We start from the raw sequence: 19590 nt of genomic DNA on the forward strand, positions 1-19590 counted from the left end.
CGTCACAGCTAAACCACGGAGCGTTTAGCCAAGTACGCTAGGGGACGTTTGACTGTCCCGCAAGGTTCACTCCTTGGAAGATAACTGTTCTGAGCAACGTCTTTAGACTTGCTTGGAACAACAGTTTGAATCACTGTGACTTTAGTCCGGTGAGAGTCAAATAGGGTCACGCTCCCTACCAGAAAAATTTGCTGACAAACTTTTCACAGGTAGATGTGATATAATTATCTATCTGGAAGTTAATATGTGTGAATACTAGCTTTTCTGCGCTAGGATAAGACAAAGATATAAGTGTACACTACCCACTCAGGCAGTTGCATACACATGGCTAATATGGCATAACCACTACGGAGACTAGAACCAGGAACAAATCAGCATGGTCAATCAGAACTTAACCGCTACTGAAATTGGATTTACTCACGAAGATTTCGCTGCCCTACTTGACAAGTACGACTATCACTTTAGCCCTGGCGACATCGTACCAGGTACAGTTTTTAGTATAGAACCGCGCGGCGCTCTGATTGACATAGGTGCGAAAACAGCAGCATATATACCTATACAAGAAATGTCTATCAACCGGGTTGATGCCCCGGAAGAAGTTTTACAATCAAACGAAACAAGAGAATTTTTCATCCTCACCGATGAGAACGAAGATGGACAGTTAACACTTTCCATCCGCCGGATCGAATATATGCGTGCTTGGGAGCGTGTACGCCAACTGCAAGCAGAAGATGCTACCGTGCGTTCTGGTGTGTTTGCTACCAACCGTGGCGGTGCTTTGGTAAGAATTGAAGGACTCCGAGGCTTTATTCCCGGTTCCCACATCAGCACCCGCAAACCCAAAGAAGAATTAGTAGGCGAAGAACTACCTTTAAAATTCTTAGAAGTAGACGAAGAACGTAACCGCCTAGTATTGTCTCATCGTCGCGCATTGGTTGAGCGCAAGATGAACCGCCTAGAAGTGGGCGAAGTAGTTATCGGTACAGTTCGCGGTATCAAGCCATACGGTGCATTCATCGATATCGGTGGTGTTAGTGGCTTGCTGCACATCTCAGAAATTTCTCACGAACATATTGACACACCCCATAGCGTGTTCAACGTCAATGATGAAGTGAAAGTGATGATCATTGACTTGGATGCGGAAAGAGGCAGAATTTCCTTGTCCACCAAGCAATTAGAACCAGAACCCGGTGACATGATTAAAAACCGTGATTTGGTTTACGATAAAGCTGAGGAAATGGCAGCTAAATACAGAGAACAATTGTTGGCTAAACAACAAGGTATTACTCTACCAGTTGAAGATGCAGAAGATGTAATTGAGGAAGAAATTCCTTCTGCTACTGAAGATGTTGTGGAAGAAGAAATTCCCGCAGCTATTGAAGAGTAAGACAGTTGTAGTTTAACTCATCCAAAATATCAAATTCTTATATAGAAGAGGGACTTTCCCTCTTTTTTTATTTTCAATTTATCTGAGGTGTAATACTGTGGCAACTATTAAGTGTAGAGACGTTACATTTACTAACATTCAAGCAATTTTATTTGACAAAAATGGTACTCTAGAAGACTCAGAAATTTACTTGCGATCGCTCGGACAAAAAGTAGCCAGAATCATCGACGCTCAATTTCCTGGTACTGGTGAACCCCTGTTAATGGCTTATGGCATCAACGGCGATATCCTCGACCCAGCAGGTATAATGGCGGTAGCCAGTCGTCGTGAAACAGAGATAGCTACAGCCGCCTACATCGCCGAAACTGGAAAGGGATGGTTCGACTCACTTAGAACAGCAAGTCAAGCTTTGGATGATGCAGAAAAGTATCTTGACGTAACTCCAGCACCTTTATTTACAGGCGCATTAGAAGTTTTACAGTCACTATCAGCAGTCGGACTTAAACTTGGTATCGTTTCCGCAGCTTCAACCCAAGAAGTGAAAAACTTTGTCACCCATCACCAATTAAGTAATTACATCCAAGCGCAAATAGGCGTAGATGACGGGCCAGGTAAACCAGACCCTATATTATTTTTACAAGCCTGCGAAATATTAGGAGTAGAACCAGGTGCTACGTTAATGGTAGGTGATGCTGTTGGTGATATGCAAATGGCTCGTAACGCCAAAGCAGCAGGTTGTATTGGTATTAGTTGGATAAACAAACCCAATAACGTTTTAGGTGCGGATGTCGTGATTAATAAATTAGATGAAATTCAAATTTTAGAGGTTGGTAATTATATATAGATTTTTTTATCCTAGTGAGGTACAGACAAGAATAATTGAACGCAGATGAACGCAGATGAACGCAGATAAATTTGTCCCTCAGCAAAGTAGGAAACGTTATATATTTGCTAATCTCTATTCTCTGTTCCCCAATACCCAATTAAAGATTCATCATGGAGAATATCAGATGCTACAAGTAAAACATCGATTTCAAACTTTTGAAGAATACCTATCTTATGATGATGGTACAGATAAACTCTATGAGTTATTTAATGGAGAGTTAATTGAAATTTTTCCAGAACCAGGAACTAATGTTCAAATTGCAAATTATCTTTTACTCATTTTTGCATTAACTGTAGGAACTAATCGAGTGCGAGGTCATGGTTTAGAATTGGAAGTGAGGGGAGAACCGAGAAACCGTTATCCTGACTTAACAATTATTCGAGAAGAACATATTCAGCAGTTAGCAAAGCGTAATACTATACGCCTATCTATGCAACCACCTCTACTGGTAATGGAAGTAGTTAGTCCTGGGGAATTGCAGAGAGATAGAGATTTTATCGCCAAGCGATCGCAGTATCAAGATTGTGGTATTCCTGAATATTGGATTATTGACCCTGAAACTAAAACTATCTTAGTCTTAGAACTTATCGATAAGACATATACTGAAGTAGGAAACTTTTCCGGTGAGGATTTAGTCGTATCTCCACAATTTAGCCAACTTAATCTCAAAGTATCACAAATATTTACATCAGAAAATCAAGCTTAAAAGTCATTAGTCATTAGTCATTAGTCAACAGTCCATAGTCAAAAAAATTTCCTCTGTTTTCCTAGTCCTTAATCCCCAGTTGCTAACTATGCAAAACACAGAAACAACATTACAACTTCGTCTGTGGACAGTTGAAGAATATCACCGGATGGCTGAGGCTGGTATTTTTGGCGCAGATGAACGGGTAGAACTTTTAGAAGGAAAAATTATTTGGATGATTGCTAAAGGAACAGCGCATAGATCAGCAGTGTCTCGGACAGATAGATTACTACAAAATAGTTTAAAAAATGTAGCCCTAATATGTGTTCAAGACCCGGTAAAGTTAAACGAACGGTCTGAACCAGAACCAGATATTTCTGTTGTGAAAGTTGACCCTTTAGACTACGCAGACCACCATCCTACACCATCAGAAGTTTACCTAATTATTGAGGTGGCTGATAGCAGTTTGAAGTTAGATTGTGAGACTAAAGCTCAAGCTTATTCACAAGCAGGGATTAAAGATTACTGGGTATTAGATGTAGTTAATCGTCAATTACACGTTTTTCGAGAACCAACTCCAGAAGGTTATAAAGTCAAAGTAGTTTTAGCAGAAGATGAAACTATTACACCTTTAGAGTTTCCTGATTTGCAGATTGTGGTTTTAGAAATGTTACCACCTGTGATTTAAGATGAATGCGATCGCCTACCCTTACCATAAGTTAAAGCGATCGCTATAGCAATAGCCAAGACAGTTAGGACATCAGAAAATGAGAAAACTTATACAGTAAAAGCTTTTTAACTCTGTCACCCTCCGGGTTCGCCAGTTCCCAGGGCGCGGGAAACCCGCCTACAGGACTGGACTCACCTATCACCTGTCACCTGTCCCCTGCTATTTTTCCTAAAAAACTCCCCTAAGACGCAAATCAGCCTCTCTTACTTGTCCAAGGCCCCCAAATTGCCAGAGTAATACCCGGACTTTGAATATTCACAAACAAAGTTCTACCATCTGGGGAAAAACAAGCTCCACAAAATTCGCTATCATTCAAGGCGTTACGGGCAAAATTGTAGAGTTTCCCTTGGGGTGTTACACCTCTTAAAAAATTCTCACCACCTCCATCTTCACAGAGAATGAGGTCGCCATAAGGTGAAACAACTATATTATCCGGCATATCTAGTTCTTCCCTAGATGTAGACTCGACAAACAATTCAACGGTTTCATCAGCCGGAATGTAGCGCCAAACTTGACCACCACCACGACCCCTATCACTACCACCACTCAAATCAGGGCCTCCACTGGTAGCAACAAAGTAAAACTCACTCTTCCCATTCTTCTCGGTGTACCAAATACCCTCACCACGCACAAATCTAGCTGCGCCTTTATTACGACCTTCTACTCGCACAGTATCTTCGGCTGGGTTGGGTTCCTCAATTGTTACCCAATCTACAGAAAACTTCTCGCCTACATTAAATTTTAACGAGTTACTTCTAGCATTGGAAGTATCAACCCCAGGTCTAGAAATTATCCTTAAAGCTTGGAGAACACCACCTTGTTGTAACTTCCCTGGAACTTTGGGAATAAAACGATAGAAAAGGCTATTGGATGTATCTTCAGTTTGATAGACAATTCCAGTTTTAGGATCTACCGCCACAGCTTCGTGATTAAACCTACCCATAGCAACCAGAGGTACTGGTTCTACAGGAGAAGTAGCACTGGCTGAAACTTCAAAGTTAAACCCATGTCGCTTTAGCAGTCCATTTTCTCCATTTGGTACACTGACATTTTCTTCACAACTAATCCATGAACCCCAAGGAGTCGGCCCACCTGCACAGTTGCGAATGGTTCCACTTAAAGAAACGAAGTGTTTGATCAGCTGACGATTAGCACCAACAACTAAAGTTGTCGTACCACCATTAGCAATGGGATCATAGGGTTTTGGGCCTTGTGTTTTTGAACCAGTCGAACCAGTACCAAGTTCGTGATTACGTACTAAAATTACTGTATTTCTAGGGCCAGGGAAAGCCGCCATCCCATCATGAGCGCCAGGTACTGAACTACCATCGTTCATGAGTTCGCCAGTGCGAGAGAAAGTTACATACCCAAATCCAGCAGGTAAATCTAACAAGCCGTTGGGATCTTTGACAAGTGGCCCGTAACCTCCACCAAATACAGGTTGACCATTAGCTTTCCTTGCAATTAGACCTTCTAAAGGAGAAGCAAGTACCGTACCAGCAGCGCTTGCACCTGCTAATGTAAAAAATTTCCGTCTAGATAATTTCATGACTATTTTTTGGTTCTTTAAAATGCCCTGGTAAAGGCTAATAATCTTTGTTTAAGATTTGGTAATCCTTGATTTAAAAAATACTTTTTTTACAAAAAACATAAATATATTTTTCCTCAAAATTTCAAGAACAATATACAGCACATTTCATCTGAGTGAGGTACACAAGGGCGGGCAAGATGCCCACCCCACAAGAATTTTATAATTTATATCTGTACCTCATTTAGCTGCAACTTGCTGTATATTCATCAAGCTATTTACATCCTGATTTCAGTTAAATAATTCTATTATATAGATAAGCAAGTTAATAAACGCTTCCATACTTGCCATTATATAAATGCCAAATTTTCCACTGTCGCTGATACTAAAAAATATCTGATTAGGTAACGATATTTGGTTAAAAGAAGTTTAAAGAAAATTTAATTAAAAGAAATTATAATACTTGACTTAACAACCTATATATTTTCTATTTAATGAGCAAAATAAATTTCAATCTATAAAAACTAATTTGCATCCAATGATAAAATTCCTCTAAGATATTTCGTTAGCTATAAATGTTTAGCAAAATATGGTGTAAAGATAATTCCTCAGTACTAGTGAATGTATTTATCAGCAAATAAGCCTCATAGTACAGTCAGTTCTTACTTTTAATGTGCTGAGTCACATAGCGATCGCTCCAACAACATCATAATTTACTTCTATTACAAAAATGAAAAGCATTTGTAACCAAATCCAAACCACAGTAACCATTGCAGCCGTTGCTTCAATGGCTACTATAATTAATCTTCCCAGTGCTAACGCTGCTTCCTACCGACTCGATTGGACAGGAAATCAAGGTTATTCGGCTCAAGGTAGTTTCAGCTATGACAATGCTTTACAAGGAAGTATTGTGACAAAGGATCAATTGGATCGTTTTTCTATTTCCTTCTTTGACCCTCAAGGAAAGTTACTACAAAGCTTCAAATACAATTCTCGCAATGTGAGCAGTATTGCTAATTTTAACTTCGATACAGTTACAGCCTCTGTATTACAAACTGGCAACTTTGACACATCGAACGGCTTTGATTTAGGGAGCAACTTTAACACAGATGTAGTTGGATTTTTCTTTTATACCTATCAGAATCCTGATGTAGGATTATCTACAGCTACTATCTTTTTGAAAGATGACCTCTCACCGGAAGTATGCAACACATTTCCCAACTGTAGATTAGATAATGGTGGTCAGTTGACAGCAACTCTAATTCCTGAACCTGGAACACTTTTAGGGCTGTTGATGGTTGGGTCTTTCAGCAGACTACTTAAGAAAAAGCCAGCATCTATCTAAACAGCAAAACTGAAGAGTCTTGTGCAAGCAAAAATAAAATTAACAGGACTTACGCAACTGACACTTGGGGTAGGGTGCGTCAGATGTAGAAAATCCTTGAATGTGTACGACATTATTGGGACTGACGCACCCTACTGGCTTGTCTAGACTAAAACGTGGCAATAGGTTTGGAAAAATTGAACGCAGGTAAACGCAGATGAGTAGGGGCGCACAGCTGTGCGCCCCTACAGATAATGGATGTGTTGCATATCTTGCACCTTCTCAATCAGCAGGTGCTGATGCAATGCCCACCCTACGAAATAATAAGCTTTTGGGACTATTATTTTCGAGTGGAAGAGAGTGGTGCAAGATGTCAACCCGATTTCTGTGGTGGTGTTTTCAGGCTTTAGCCTAACCCCCCTTACTGTGCCTCTGGTAACAGTTGTCAAAAACTGCTTGCTGCATAATAAGCTTCTACAGGTGGGAAAACAAGGCGCTTAACTTGTCATGGCTTCTGGGTTGAGCGTACCTGGATAGTTGTTCCATATTTGCTATGCTAGCTCTTAGATTTTTGGCGATGCTTTGCCAGCATACCAATTCTCCAAAAGATGCCAACAGGCACAAATCACCAAACTCCTGCTGCATCATGTGTTTTTGAATTGTGTAGCCTTACCCTAGCGGCAGGCGATCGCAAATTAGCATAACTGAGCGATCGCATTGCATCTAAAATTGGGTAAATTACTTTCCCATTGCCAATGTCAATATATTTCCGCCCAAGTATTTTTTAGCTTTAGTTATCTCTGTCGCAGCTCGCTTGCATCACCATAAGTACAAACAATCGTACCTATGAGTATTTTTCACCAAAATAAATCCATAGGCCGTTAACGCATCTTGACCGCTCATCAATACTTTCGTCATCCAAAGGCTCTGAATGAATAGTTTTGTTCTACCGATAACATTTTTATTGAAAAATTGTGTAAAAAGTTGTAACAGCATGATTTTTGCCACAGTAAGCCAGATTACAGACAGGGCAACATAATCATGCTGAACGTTTCATATATTTTCATCTTGTTTTATCAATTCTCGTAGTTTTAAGGTTTATGTTAGATTTAAAATCTTTCTTATAATCAAGACAGAAATCTTTGTATCTACCAAAGGTTCTTATTTATCCTTAATAAGTAGTAATAATTTTTTAAGAATGCCAAGGATTCTTGTAATAGACGATGACCCAGCGATTTCAGAACTCGTTGCTGTCAACCTAGAGATGGCTGGCTACGATGTCAGCCAAGCTGAAGACGGTATCAAAGGACAAGCCCTAGCTCTCCAGCTACAACCAGACTTGATCATGCTTGACCTAATGCTGCCCAGAGTAGATGGATTTACCGTTTGCCAACGCCTACGTCGGGATGAGCGCACAGCTGAGATTCCCGTTTTGATGTTGACGGCTTTGAGCCAAACTCAAGATAAGGTAGAAGGCTTCAACGCGGGTGCAGATGACTATCTTACCAAACCGTTTGAAGTAGAGGAAATGCTAGCGCGGGTACGCGCTTTGTTGCGACGCACCGACCGCATTCCCCAAGCAGCCAAACACAGTGAGATTTTGAACTACGGCCCTCTCACCTTAGTTCCTGAAAGGTTTGAGGCTATATGGTTCGGTCAAACCGTGAAGCTAACTCACCTAGAATTTGAATTGCTGCACTGTTTGCTACAGCGTCACGGACAGACAGTTTCCCCTAGCGAAATTCTGCGAGAAGTTTGGGGTTACGACCCAGATGATGACATAGAAACCATTCGAGTACATATCCGTCACTTAAGAACTAAGCTAGAACCAGACCCCCGTCATCCGCGCTATATCAAAACGGTATATGGTGCAGGATATTGCTTGGAGTTACCCAGTGTTCCACAATCAGGTGAGGGAGCTACCACATCAGTTGTTGAATGAAATCTTGCTGGCTAAAGTATTTACTCTCAGTTCTTGATTTCATTAATCCGTAAGCTCAGGTGTCACACTGAGGGAAATGCAGTTGGCAAGGTAGAGTAGTCTCAGGGGAGATATGCTCTTCGATCAGCCGCTTTCTATGCGTCTACAGTCCCCTAAGCTACGTATCCTACAGCATGACACTTGTATCCCTACGAATCAACACCAAAATTAATTAGTGGTTGAGGGCAAAAGTTTTGATAGTTTGTAGTAAGCACTTTATTGCCGTGATTTTCAGGACTAAAGTCCTTACTACAAACAGATTTTCCCCTCATCATTAACCCTAAATAATAGAATGGCACTCCCTTTTAAGATTTTGGGAGTGCCATTAACATATTCAGTAAACAGTTATCAGTGAACAGTTAACACAACCTGATAACTGATAACTGATAACTGATAACTGATTGAGTCCCCAGCCCCTGATTTAAGGCGCTAAAGCATTACCACGGATGAGACTACCAATTGTCTTGGCGGTAATTTTCAACTGGGTGATGGGGTTAGCGGGGACAACTGTTTTATACAAATAGCTGTCGAAGGTGAGCTTTTGTACATCCAAGTCAGCGCACATCTCTACAAATGCTTCGCGGGTAGCGTCGGAACGATAGAAGACTGTTTGGAGGATGTCTAGCACTTTGTAGGTGAGTCCGTATTTTTTATCCCAGCGTTTGAGATAAAGCTTGAGTTCGTTTTCTGTAGGAATGCGGCTACCATTTTGGGAAACTTCGACAATGGTTTCTGCACACATCCGCCCAGATTTAGCAGCAAAGTAAATCCCTTCGCCGGAAGACTTGGTAACGTAGCCAGCTGCATCACCAACTAGGGCAATACGACCGACAACACGGCGGGGACGGGGATGTTCAGGAATGGGGTGTGCTTCTACTTTGATAATTTTACCGCCTGCGAGTTTTTCGCTAGCACGGGCGCGGATACCAGCTTGTAGCTGTTTGATGCTGGCTTTGTTGACGTGCATTGTGCCAGTACCGACGGCTACGTGGTCATATTTGGGGAATACCCAGGCATAAAAGTCTGTGGAAACGTCATTGCCTACGTACATTTCGGCAAGTTCGTTGTAATATGCCATTTTGTCTTGGGGTAAACGGATACGCTCTTGGAAGGCGATCGCATAATTATAATCCCCAGCATCCATCTCTTTGGCAATGCGGGAATTAGCCCCATCCGCCCCAATAATCAAATCTACTTTTAAAGTTTTGGTGACACCTTGCACACTGCCTTCACTATGGTCAACATAATGAATGGTGTATGGGTCTTTGTTGTTTCCAGGTATATCAACTTTATGAACGGTGGCATTAATTAAATTTGCCCCTAATTTTGCCGCCCGGTTCCGTAAGAAGCCATCTAACACTTCCCGACGGCACATTCCTATATATTCTTCTTCTTTTATTAAATTGATATCAACTTCGCGGTTGGAAGGTGAAATCATTTTCATCTTCCGCACTTGGCGATCGATAATCTCTGGTGGTAGGTCAAACTCACCCACCATACATAAGGGAATTGCCCCCCCACAGGGCTTGGCATTATCAAGCTTGCGCTCAAACAGATAGGTCTCAATCCCAGCTTTGGCTAGAGTTTCAGCAGCAGAGGAACCAGCTGGGCCTGACCCAACAACAGCAACCCGTAGTGTCAAAGGTCTTCTCCCAATCTTCACATTTACCGAAAGCATCCTACCACGGTCTTTTGGCTGATTTGGCTCTCTACCTCCCGGTTTTGTCAGAAATGCAATATTCCTTAATATTTCGATACAAATTTGTCATTAGTCATTTAGTCATTAGTTATTAGTCCATAGTCAATAGTCTATGGTAATTGGTAATTGGTAATTGGTAATTGGTCATTAGTCCAGAGTTTTTTCCTCTTCTTTCCCCAGTCCCCAATCCCCGATTCCCCAATCCCCAATCCCTACCCTCAGATAGTTGCGGTAATAAAATATTTTGGTGAGTGATACTTCCAAATAAGTTTATGTATGATATAAATAAAACACGGTAATCCTAGCAGTACGCCGTAGATAGATTTGCAGAGGTATAGCGGCAGTGGGCATAGTAGTTGAGAACGTATCCAAGCAGTTTGGCAGCTTTCAAGCTGTTGATCAGGTCAATTTAGAAATCCAAAGTGGTAAACTGGTAGCCCTGTTGGGGCCTTCTGGCTCTGGAAAGTCTACCTTGTTACGCTTAATTGCTGGTCTAGAAACGCCAGATAGTGGCAGAATCATACTGACAGGCAAGGATGCTACCAACCAAAGTGTTCAGGAACGGAATATTGGGTTTGTGTTTCAGCACTATGCCCTATTTAAGCATTTAACAGTCCGGCAAAACATTGCTTTTGGGTTAGAGATTCGCAAGGCTCCGGCTAATAGAATTAAAGGGCGAGTTGAGCAGTTATTAGAATTGGTGCAATTGAGTGGGTTAGGCGATCGCTATCCTTCACAACTTTCCGGTGGTCAAAGACAGAGGGTTGCTTTAGCCAGGGCGCTAGCAGTAGAACCAACTGTACTGCTTCTAGATGAACCTTTTGGCGCTTTAGATGCCAAAGTCCGTAAAGACTTGAGGGCATGGTTACGCCGCCTCCATGATGAAGTTCATGTTACCACAGTTTTCGTGACTCACGACCAAGAAGAAGCAATGGAAGTATCTGATGAAGTCGTGGTGATGAATCAAGGGCGTGTAGAACAGGTAGGTACACCCGCACAAATTTATGACAACCCAGCTACCTCTTTTGTGATGAGCTTTATTGGCCCAGTCAATGTTTTACCGAGCAGTTCGAGAATATTCCAAAGCAGCCAGTTAGAAATAGAACATCCAAATGTATTTTTACGTCCCCAAGATGTGCTAATAGAGAAATTTGCTAACGGTGCAACTGCACCTGCTACGGTGAGCAGATTGATACATTTGGGTTGGGAAATCAAAGTAGAATTAACTTTAGACGATGGACAAGTCGTCAATGCCCATTTAACTCGCGATCGCTACGACGAGCTACAGTTAGAACCACAACAAAAGGTATATGTCAAACCCAAGGATGCAAAATCCTTTCCTCTGTACTATTCCATTTAACTGAAATTTGGCAGAAATTTATACCTACTATTAATAGTAATATCTGATGAAAGGGTGAGGTAAAATACTTTACCTTTTTTTTACACATGAAAGGATAATTATAAAATCCTCACATCTAGAGGCTTCTTCGCCTGTTCCCTTTTATCTATCACCTGCTCCCTGCCATAGAGCAAAGTTAACTTAATCGCGAAAAATTACCTCGTTTGTTAGAGTGTCAAGCGATCGCTTATAGCTTATAAAGAAAATAGTTAATAAATTTTTGATTTTAATGATTGATATTTAATGTCAATCAAATTAGAAAAAGACTTAATTTTTTTGCAAGGGAGCATGAGATATGGATATGCAAGTCCTGAGAGAGCGTGCGGGTCTCAGCCGTGCAGAAGTTGCCTTCAGGCTTGCCATAAGTGAAACTAGCGTCCGCAATTGGGAAGCAGGACGTACTGAGCCAACAATGACACCAAAAAAATATTTAGATGCTATACGTTTGTTTAAATGTACACCTGAAGAACTAGCCGCCGCCAGCGAAAAGTCCATTAATCAGCGTCATAAACGTAAGCCTGGAAGACCCAGACGTTTTCCCGAAAATCAGGTAGTTCAAGTCACTGATACTCCAGTTTGTAGTTAAATCAGTTATCAGTTATCAGTTATCAGTTATCAGGGTGATGGTGGGGGATGAAGAAGTCGTCACCAACGCCTTGTTCCAATTGCTGTGGTGTTTCTTCAACGTATTTATGTTCACTGAGCTACTCACGCCAGTAGGAAACAAAAGACTTCTTGCATAAATCTTTTTTTGTCTCACGCATTCGCGTAGCGTCTCGTAGAGAAGGCGCAAAAACGCAAAGAAAAGAACGCTAAGAACGACTTTTGCAAGAGGTCTAAAGAATAAGGGTGCGTTCGTCTGCTACGTAACACACCCTACTGGCGTGGCAAGCCTAAACTTGTGCATTAGCGAAAAATCTATCATCTTGTTCATCTGCGTTCATCTGCGTTCATCTGCGTTCAAATTTATCCAAACCTATTGCCACATTTTAGCCTTGCCAGTCCACTACTGGCGTGGCAAGGCTAAAATAGTGCAATAAGTTTCCTCTCTAACCTCTGTGTCTCTGTGCCTCTGTGGTTAATTAATGCAACATTTTAGTCGTGTCAGTCCACTACTAGCGTGGCAAGGCTAAAGTAGTGCATTAGGTAAAGTCTTGAGCATCAGCATTTATCGGCGTTTATCGGCGTTTATCGGCGGTTAATTTTTTCTCAATCTATCGCCACATTTTAGCCTTGCCACGCCACTACTAGCTATCTCTGTGTCTCCCTCCGGGTTCACCAGTCGCCTACGGAGGGAGACCCTCCTACAGCGCTGGTTCACTGTGGCTCTGTGGTTAATTAATGCAACATTCTCAAGCGTGAGAATCAACCTCTAAGTAGGGAATTAATTTTCTAGCTTTCCGAAGTTTCTTGAGAGAACTTCTTATGGATGGTTTTTCTTTGTTCTCCACTAGCCGCCGTGATGAGATAATCTAGTAATTCTCCTGAGAAGGGAACACGCAAGTGAAATGTGCCATCAGGCTTGAGAGCGATCGCTTTACCTGCGATAGTTACGGTAGCATCAGGATTTGTAGCTCCGTGGATAATTAACTCAGTATCAGCGATCAACCAGAAATCCTCCTGGGGGTCATTGACAACACGAACGGTATCGGAACGGGCTATAGTTACCCAATCCCCTGATGTGGTAACATAACCTAATTCTGTGACATAATCACGATCGCTATGAGGAATTGACAAGTAGCGATCGCGGGTAATTTCATCAATTTCGTACTGCTGTACTAACTGGGGATGTTGGTAACTTAGGTCAAAATTAGTGGCATCATACAGTCTCAGTGCTAGTTGAGTAATTCCATGCTCTGGGAGTGATTGCTGATGATCTGGGGAAATATGCCAACTTACATAAGCCCACTTGGAAGAGCGAGGGCTGAAGACAACGCTACTAGCTGCATCTAGTCCAGGCAAATAAGCCAACATGGGATCTATATACGGACGACTGAAGACACGGACGGTAGCTGAACTGACAATACTCTCCCAGTTATCCCCTGTAAAATAGCCCAGGTCTATGATATAATCGCGCTCGCTTTCTGGAATTGGGACATAGCGATCGCTTGTTCCTGGCGCACATTCATACTGCTGTACCTGCTGGGGTTCCTCATAACTCAAATCAATGTCGGTGACATCATACAGTCTTAGTGTTAATTCTGAGATCCCTTGATGGTGCAACTTTTGCTGATCGTCAGGCGAAACGTACCAAGAAACATAAGCCCACTCAGGATTTCGGGGTCTGAGGACTATGCTACTTGGTTCTTCCTCATCTTCTAACTCAGCCGTTATTGCTGATGCTGTGGGTAGATTTGCTTGGGGAGGGTTAGCCGTGGCTAACACCTGTGATGTTGCAGGTTCCTCAATGTCATCGTTACCAACCCAAACTGGCGTTCCTACTCCTGCTAAGACTGCGCCATTTGCTAAATTTCCTAAACTAGATGGAGTGAGATATTCTGTATCCTCCAATATTTCACTCTCATGGATTTCGGCTGCATCGGCTACTAAATTAAGTGCATCTTCAGGAATATCAGCAAATGTTGGCAATGAGGCGGTTACTTGTGGCTTTTGCCATTTTTCATCTGCGGTAGTTAGTTGTGTAGTTTCATCAGGCGCTTCCTGCACAGTCGTCTGTTGTGTGATATTCGCATCTGCTGCATCAGCGAAAATGTTGTCGAAATCTGGCAAATCAGGCAGAGAATCTACTATATCGCTATCTTCGTTAGCTACGGGTGCTAATTCTGTTTCTTGGGTATTTAAATCTGCTGGCGTTTGGCTGAATTCTGCCACCAATTGCTGATGATTTTCTGCAACAGATGCAGTTTCCTGAATTTGGCGGGCGACATCTGCTGTTTGGTCTTCTAACTGAGTGGAAGCTTTAGGTAGTTCCATCATTTGCGGATAGGAAGTATTGACAACAGCAGCTGGTGCTTCCATATCCCAAGGTGATTGTTCTAGCTCAGGCGGAATTGTGACTTGATAACTACCTGAATTAGTTTCCAACTCTTGAGCAGTTACAGCCTTGCTATTGGGTTGCAGTACATTTGGGTTGTTTTCCAACTCTTGAGCCGCAACAGCCTTGTTATTTGTGGGTTGCAGTACAGTGGAGTTAGTATTTTGGATTGTGGTAGGGTTAGTATTATTACGTATTTCTACTGGCGGAGATGCTTCATTACTAGCAGTTTCCCCCTCGCTGGGAGCAGGGTCTGGACTGCTGTTTGATGCTGTATTTGTGGATGGACGTTTGATAAACCACAACAATAAGCCAGCGATCGCACCCACAGGTAACAGTAACCACCATAACAAGGAGCGATCCAATTGACGTGCTTCTTGTGGCGCTACCTGTGTCGGCTGTGTCAGGGTATTACCTGTAGTTGTCGCATCGGGAAATACAGTTGTGGCTGGTGTAGTTGCTGTGATGGGGGAAGAATTGAACTGTGCGGTTCCCGGTGCGGGATTAGTGGCTGTAAGCAATGCTGGGGTTTCACCTTTGGCGATCGCTAGAGCTTCCGCTACTCTTGCTGTTTCTATCGCCTTTTGTCCAGGTGATGCTAAGGCAAAACCCAGAAATGCGGCTACAGATGGCTTAGGATTTTTTTTGTAAACATATACTAGCGGTTGGGCAAAGGGTTGCGGGTCTTCTGGCGTAGTCTCGCTTACCTCAATCACCCGCACGCCAGGCAATTTGGATATCTGATTGGCTCTAGCATAGCTAATCCCGTCCTTCCCTAATTGTTTGACAATTTCGGCGGTATTGTCCTCACTTACCTGAGTAGCATTAGAGCCTGTGGCAAATGTAGCAGCTTTAAACACCTTATAGCTACTTAGTGTTTGGCGAGTATCGCTACTTTCCGGTCGGTCTATGAAACGAATCTTCCCGGCTGGCGCTCCTAGTTCCGACCAATTGGTAATGCGTCCCCGGAAAATTCTGGCAAATTCCCTCTCGGTTAAGCTACGTTTGAAAGGGTTTTCTTCGCCCACAATGATGGCAATGTTTTCGCGGTGCAACCTCACCTGTTCCAAACCCTGGGCTTTTTCTTCTGGAGTCAGTCCACGAGCCAGAGCTGCTATATCAATACTACCATCTAACACAGCTTTGAGTGCATTTTCAGTACCGTTAGCGGCGAAATCCACTCTAGTACCAGCAAACTGCTGCTCAAAACTCTGTTTCAAGCTTTGATTCACAGCTACCAAGCTACTTGAGCCATCAATTCGCAATGTAGTGCCATTTTCCACAGTTTGCGGTAACTCAAAAGCGGGTTTTTCACTCGCCGACTGTGCCAACATTGGTGCTGACAATAACAGATTTGTTGCGATCGGGGTGGTCGTTAAGGTCAGGAATAATGCCAGATTTGCTATGCCACTGTCTTTTTTTTCTTTTTGCCACATATGCTGATATTCAGGTGGGGAACGGAAAACCGATAAGTTGTAAATTTATCTTGTTATATAGGACAATCCGCGCTAATTATACATCTGGTGTCAATATTTATTAAATCAGTTATCAGTTATCAGTTATCAGTTATCAGTCCTGACAGCCTATGGTCGGGGATAAATCAGCGCCGCCCTAAGTCTTCCACCAATTGCTTCAGTTATCAGTTATCAGTTATCAGTCCTGACAGTCTATGGTCGGGGATAAATCAGCGCCGCCCTACTTCTTCCACCAATTGCTTCAGTTATCAGTTATCAGTTATCAGTCCTGACAGTCTATGGTCGGGGATAAATCAGCGCCGCCCTAAGTCTTCCACCAATTGCTTCAGTTATCAGTTATCAGTCCTGACAGCCTATGGTCGGGGATAAATCAGCGCCGCCCTAAGTCTTCCACCAATTGCTGTGGTGTTTCACTAACTTATTTAAGTACGGGCGGGTTTAGCGGACATATCTGTTTTCCCCATGATTTTCTCAATCAACTCGCCCCTACTTACTGTTGACTGTTAAAACTGATATTTTAATTTGAGATTATCTCAGGACTTACTCATGAAAACTAAAAATCAAGGGTGTAGGGGTATAGGGGTCTAGGGGTGTAAGAGTAGATGAAACAACATCTTATCGTTAGTTTTAGAGTCTTTACTCACTGCTATATTAAAAACCTACACTTGTGAGATAGGGGTGTAAATCTTTAAAACCTTTACACCCTTACACCCAGCCTCAACAAACAATTTTGCTGCGTAAGCCCTGATCTGTTCCCACTCCCCAATTCCCAGTTTCTGACTTATGGCATCTACTATTCAATCTCTACCTCAAGAAGTCGTATATCTCATCACCGCAGGCGAGGTCATCGACTCCTTTGCATCTGTGGTACGGGAATTAGTAGAAAATTCCTTAGATGCAGGAGCGACAAGGATTGTAGTTTACTTATGGCCGCAGCAGTGGCGCATCCGTGTAGCAGATAATGGTTGCGGTATGAATTTAGAGGATTTGCAACAAGCCGCCTCAGCTCATAGCACCAGTAAAATTCGCTCTAGTGCAGACTTATGGAAAATTAACAGTCTGGGATTTCGTGGGGAAGCGTTACATAGTTTAACAACTTTAGCCGATTTAGAAATTATCAGTCGCGCCCCCGAAAGTGTGGGCTGGCGCGTGGTTTATGGTGAAGATGGGAAAGCTATGCAAGTAGAAGCAACTGCGATCGCACCTGGTACAGTAGTCACAGTCTCGAATTTATTTGCCAATTGTGCAGCCCGTCGTCATGGCTTACCCGCCACAACACAGCAAATGAAAGCTGTACAAGCCACAATTCAACAAATCGCCCTATGTCATCCCCAAACCACCTGGCAAGTTTGGCAAAATGACCGCATTTGGTTCACCATCTCCCCCGCCTCCACTGTAGGGCAATTAATACCCCAATTCCTCACCCAAACACGCCCAGGCGACCTACAAGAAGTCAAATTAGAAATACCCAACCCAGTCAATAGTCCACAGTCAATAGTCAATAGTCCACAGTCAATAGTCAATAGTCCACAGTCAATAGTCAATAGTCCACAGTCAATAGTCAATAGTCCACAGTCAATAGTCAATAGTCCACAGTCAATAGTCAATAGTCCACAGTCAACAGTCAATAGTCCACAGTCAATAGTCAATAGTCCACAGTCAACAGTCAATAGTCCACAGTCAATAGTCAATAGTCCACAGTCAATAGTCAATAGTCCACAGTCATCACTCTCCCTAGTCGTAGGACTACCCGACCGTTGCCACCGCCATCGTCCAGACTGGGTGCGGGTAGCAATTAACGGTAGAATGGTCAAGTCGCCGGAAATAGAACAGACGATTTTAGCAGCGTTTCACAGAACATTACCACGCGATCGCTATCCTGTGTGTTTTCTGCATCTGACCATTTCCCCCGACCAAATCAACTGGAACCGCAACCCAGCAAAAACAGAAATTTATCTCAACGATTTAGGTTATTGGCAAGAACAAATTACTCAAGCCATTAACCAAGCATTGCGTATCAGTTCCCCCAACATGAAAGAATCTTTGCATACAACCAGAGTTAGTCAATTACTCAAAGCTGCTGAAGAGAAAGGTAATTATAACTTCAATCCGCAATCAAATACAGCAGATAACAATCAACACTATTTAAAAGCCGTCGCCCAAGTTAGTAACACTTATATAGTTGCTGAACATCCAGGGGGAATGTGGTTAGTAGAACAGCACATTGCCCATGAGCGAGTATTATACGAACAATTATCAGATAATTGGCAACTCATAGCCGTTGAACCGCCAATTATTCTCTATCAATTGTCCCCAGCGCAAGTTTGCCAATTACAACGCATAGGTTTAGATATCGAACCTTTTGGGGAACAACTTTGGGCAGTTCGTAGCCTCCCAGCCATGTTACAGCAACGTGAAGACTGTGCCGAAGCCATTTTAGAACTCAGTTGGGGGGGAGATTTACAAACAGCCCAAGTTGCTGTTGCCTGTCGTAGCGCCATTCGCAACGGTACACCCATGAGTTTACCCCAAATGCAAAAGTTGCTCGATGATTGGCAACGCACTCGTAACCCGCGTACTTGCCCACATGGTCGTCCGATTTATTTATCCTTGGATGAGTCTGCTTTGTCCCGCTTTTTCCGCCGTCACTGGGTAATAGGCAAGAGTCACGGTATTTGATGAGGACGCAGGAGGCAGAAGGCACTTAGAGGCCATTTATAAAGTATAGCAGGGGATAGGTGATAGGGGACAGGTGACAGGTTCAAAACCTGCTTACTATAAAGATTTTGTGATTTTTCAATGTCCTAACCTATGTGGCTACTGCTATAAAAGTCAAAATTGTTCTAACTGTGGCAAAAAAGTGCAGAAGGCTCTATCAACTAGAACCCATATTTGTCCTCATTGTGGATTTACTGAAGATAGAGATATTAATGCCGCGATTAACATCTTGCAGAAAGGGCTAAGTACCATTAGGCAAACGGGAGCTTATAAGCTTCTGACTTTTCACGTCATGTGGAAAAGATAACGACAGACCTAACCCCCCAGCCCCCTTCCCTTGTAGGGAAGGGGGAGCAATTAAAGCCTCTCTCCTTGTAGGAGAGGGGTTTTCCAGATCCCGTGAAAAGTCAGATAAGCTTGGGGAGTTTGATCCTCTAGCTTTGTTGGAGAAAGGAAAGCGGGGTTACGATTGAACTGTGAACCAAGAATCCTCGCACCCTCTACGGCGATGGAGTGTCAATCCAGCATAATCACGCTATTTCCGTTGTTACCGCCATCTCGGCTCTATGCCATCAGTTGCCGATCAAGGTCATCAATCACTCGATAAATAAACTGCTTCTTCACCTCACCAAAGTTAAAGTGTTCCCGGTTGCCGATGGTTCTATCTGCCCATTGCCGCGCGCTACTCCTATTGTTTCCAAGTTCTTGAGCGATCGCAGTCCAATCACAAAGGGTTAGCAAATCTAGCATATTGCTCAATATAGAACTCTTTGGGATGTGCGA

Annotated in this window: 14 protein-coding genes and 1 pseudogene; 11 read left to right on the forward strand and 4 right to left on the reverse strand. The window is 42.8% G+C overall.

Annotated features, from left to right (window positions below; genetic code table 11):
* The first annotated feature begins 376 nt into the window (after window positions 1-376).
* The 4 genes from H6G83_RS05460 to H6G83_RS05475 all read left to right on the forward strand — a co-directional run bounded on the left by H6G83_RS05460 (window position 377) and on the right by H6G83_RS05475 (window position 3646).
* Window positions 377-1387, forward strand: coding sequence for a 30S ribosomal protein S1 (locus tag H6G83_RS05460; protein WP_190468179.1), 1011 nt, complete (start codon window positions 377-379; stop codon window positions 1385-1387).
* 97 nt (window positions 1388-1484) lie between these two features.
* Window positions 1485-2231 carry an HAD family hydrolase gene (locus H6G83_RS05465; RefSeq protein ID WP_190468182.1) on the forward strand — a complete coding sequence of 249 codons (747 nt, stop codon included), beginning with the start codon at window positions 1485-1487 and terminating at the stop codon, window positions 2229-2231.
* Between the two features lie 166 nt (window positions 2232-2397).
* Window positions 2398-2979 carry a Uma2 family endonuclease gene (locus H6G83_RS05470; protein ID WP_190468626.1) on the forward strand — a complete coding sequence of 194 codons (582 nt, stop codon included), beginning with the start codon at window positions 2398-2400 and terminating at the stop codon, window positions 2977-2979.
* Between the two features lie 88 nt (window positions 2980-3067).
* A complete protein-coding gene (locus H6G83_RS05475) occupies window positions 3068-3646 on the forward strand; it encodes a Uma2 family endonuclease (RefSeq protein ID WP_190468184.1) in 579 nt (192 codons plus the stop codon).
* A 235-nt stretch (window positions 3647-3881) separates the two neighbouring features.
* Here H6G83_RS05475 and H6G83_RS05480 read toward each other — a convergent pair whose 3' ends face one another.
* Window positions 3882-5237, reverse strand: coding sequence for an alkaline phosphatase PhoX (locus H6G83_RS05480; RefSeq protein WP_190468189.1), 1356 nt, complete (start codon window positions 5235-5237; stop codon window positions 3882-3884).
* Window positions 5238-5946: 709 nt separating this feature from the next.
* On the opposite strand from H6G83_RS05480, the gene H6G83_RS05485 reads away from it, so the two are divergent.
* The 3 genes from H6G83_RS05485 (at window position 5947) to H6G83_RS05490 (ending at window position 8482) form a co-directional block, all read left to right on the forward strand.
* On the forward strand, window positions 5947-6561 hold the full coding sequence (locus tag H6G83_RS05485; RefSeq protein ID WP_190468191.1) for a PEP-CTERM sorting domain-containing protein: 615 nt from the start codon (window positions 5947-5949) through the stop codon (window positions 6559-6561).
* A 196-nt stretch (window positions 6562-6757) separates the two neighbouring features.
* Complete coding sequence (locus tag H6G83_RS34945; protein ID WP_206758981.1) at window positions 6758-6955, forward strand: hypothetical protein; 198 nt, start codon at window positions 6758-6760, stop codon at window positions 6953-6955.
* Window positions 6956-7738: 783 nt separating this feature from the next.
* The gene (locus H6G83_RS05490) at window positions 7739-8482 is read left to right on the forward strand and encodes a response regulator transcription factor (protein ID WP_010994306.1); all 744 of its coding nucleotides are present in this window, start codon (window positions 7739-7741) and stop codon (window positions 8480-8482) included.
* Window positions 8483-8942: 460 nt separating this feature from the next.
* On the opposite strand, the gene chlP is transcribed toward H6G83_RS05490, so the two are convergent.
* On the reverse strand, window positions 8943-10199 hold the full coding sequence (gene chlP / locus H6G83_RS05495) for a geranylgeranyl reductase (protein ID WP_190468194.1): 1257 nt from the start codon (window positions 10197-10199) through the stop codon (window positions 8943-8945).
* A 364-nt stretch (window positions 10200-10563) separates the two neighbouring features.
* On the opposite strand from chlP, the gene H6G83_RS05500 reads away from it, so the two are divergent.
* Complete coding sequence (locus tag H6G83_RS05500) at window positions 10564-11580, forward strand: sulfate/molybdate ABC transporter ATP-binding protein (RefSeq protein ID WP_190468196.1); 1017 nt, start codon at window positions 10564-10566, stop codon at window positions 11578-11580.
* Between the two features lie 334 nt (window positions 11581-11914).
* The gene (locus tag H6G83_RS05505) at window positions 11915-12205 is read left to right on the forward strand and encodes a helix-turn-helix domain-containing protein (protein WP_067767949.1); all 291 of its coding nucleotides are present in this window, start codon (window positions 11915-11917) and stop codon (window positions 12203-12205) included.
* An 806-nt stretch (window positions 12206-13011) separates the two neighbouring features.
* Here the strand turns inward: H6G83_RS05505 and H6G83_RS05510 are convergent.
* On the reverse strand, window positions 13012-16050 hold the full coding sequence (locus H6G83_RS05510) for a DUF4912 domain-containing protein (RefSeq protein ID WP_190468199.1): 3039 nt from the start codon (window positions 16048-16050) through the stop codon (window positions 13012-13014).
* Between the two features lie 822 nt (window positions 16051-16872).
* Between H6G83_RS05510 and mutL the strand changes: the two genes are divergently transcribed.
* Window positions 16873-18768: a DNA mismatch repair endonuclease MutL gene (mutL, locus tag H6G83_RS35155; protein WP_242044432.1), complete on the forward strand. Its 1896-nt coding sequence runs from the start codon at window positions 16873-16875 to the stop codon at window positions 18766-18768.
* Window positions 18769-18919: 151 nt separating this feature from the next.
* Window positions 18920-19114, forward strand: a pseudogene (locus H6G83_RS05525) (zinc ribbon domain-containing protein); the annotation flags it as partial.
* A 257-nt stretch (window positions 19115-19371) separates the two neighbouring features.
* Here the strand turns inward: H6G83_RS05525 and H6G83_RS05530 are convergent.
* Complete coding sequence (locus H6G83_RS05530; RefSeq protein ID WP_190468202.1) at window positions 19372-19557, reverse strand: hypothetical protein; 186 nt, start codon at window positions 19555-19557, stop codon at window positions 19372-19374.
* Between the last annotated feature and the right edge of the window lie 33 nt (window positions 19558-19590).

It is taken from the genome of Anabaena azotica FACHB-119 (assembly GCF_014697625.1).
In the GTDB taxonomy this organism is placed as follows: domain Bacteria; phylum Cyanobacteriota; class Cyanobacteriia; order Cyanobacteriales; family Nostocaceae; genus Trichormus; species Trichormus azoticus_A.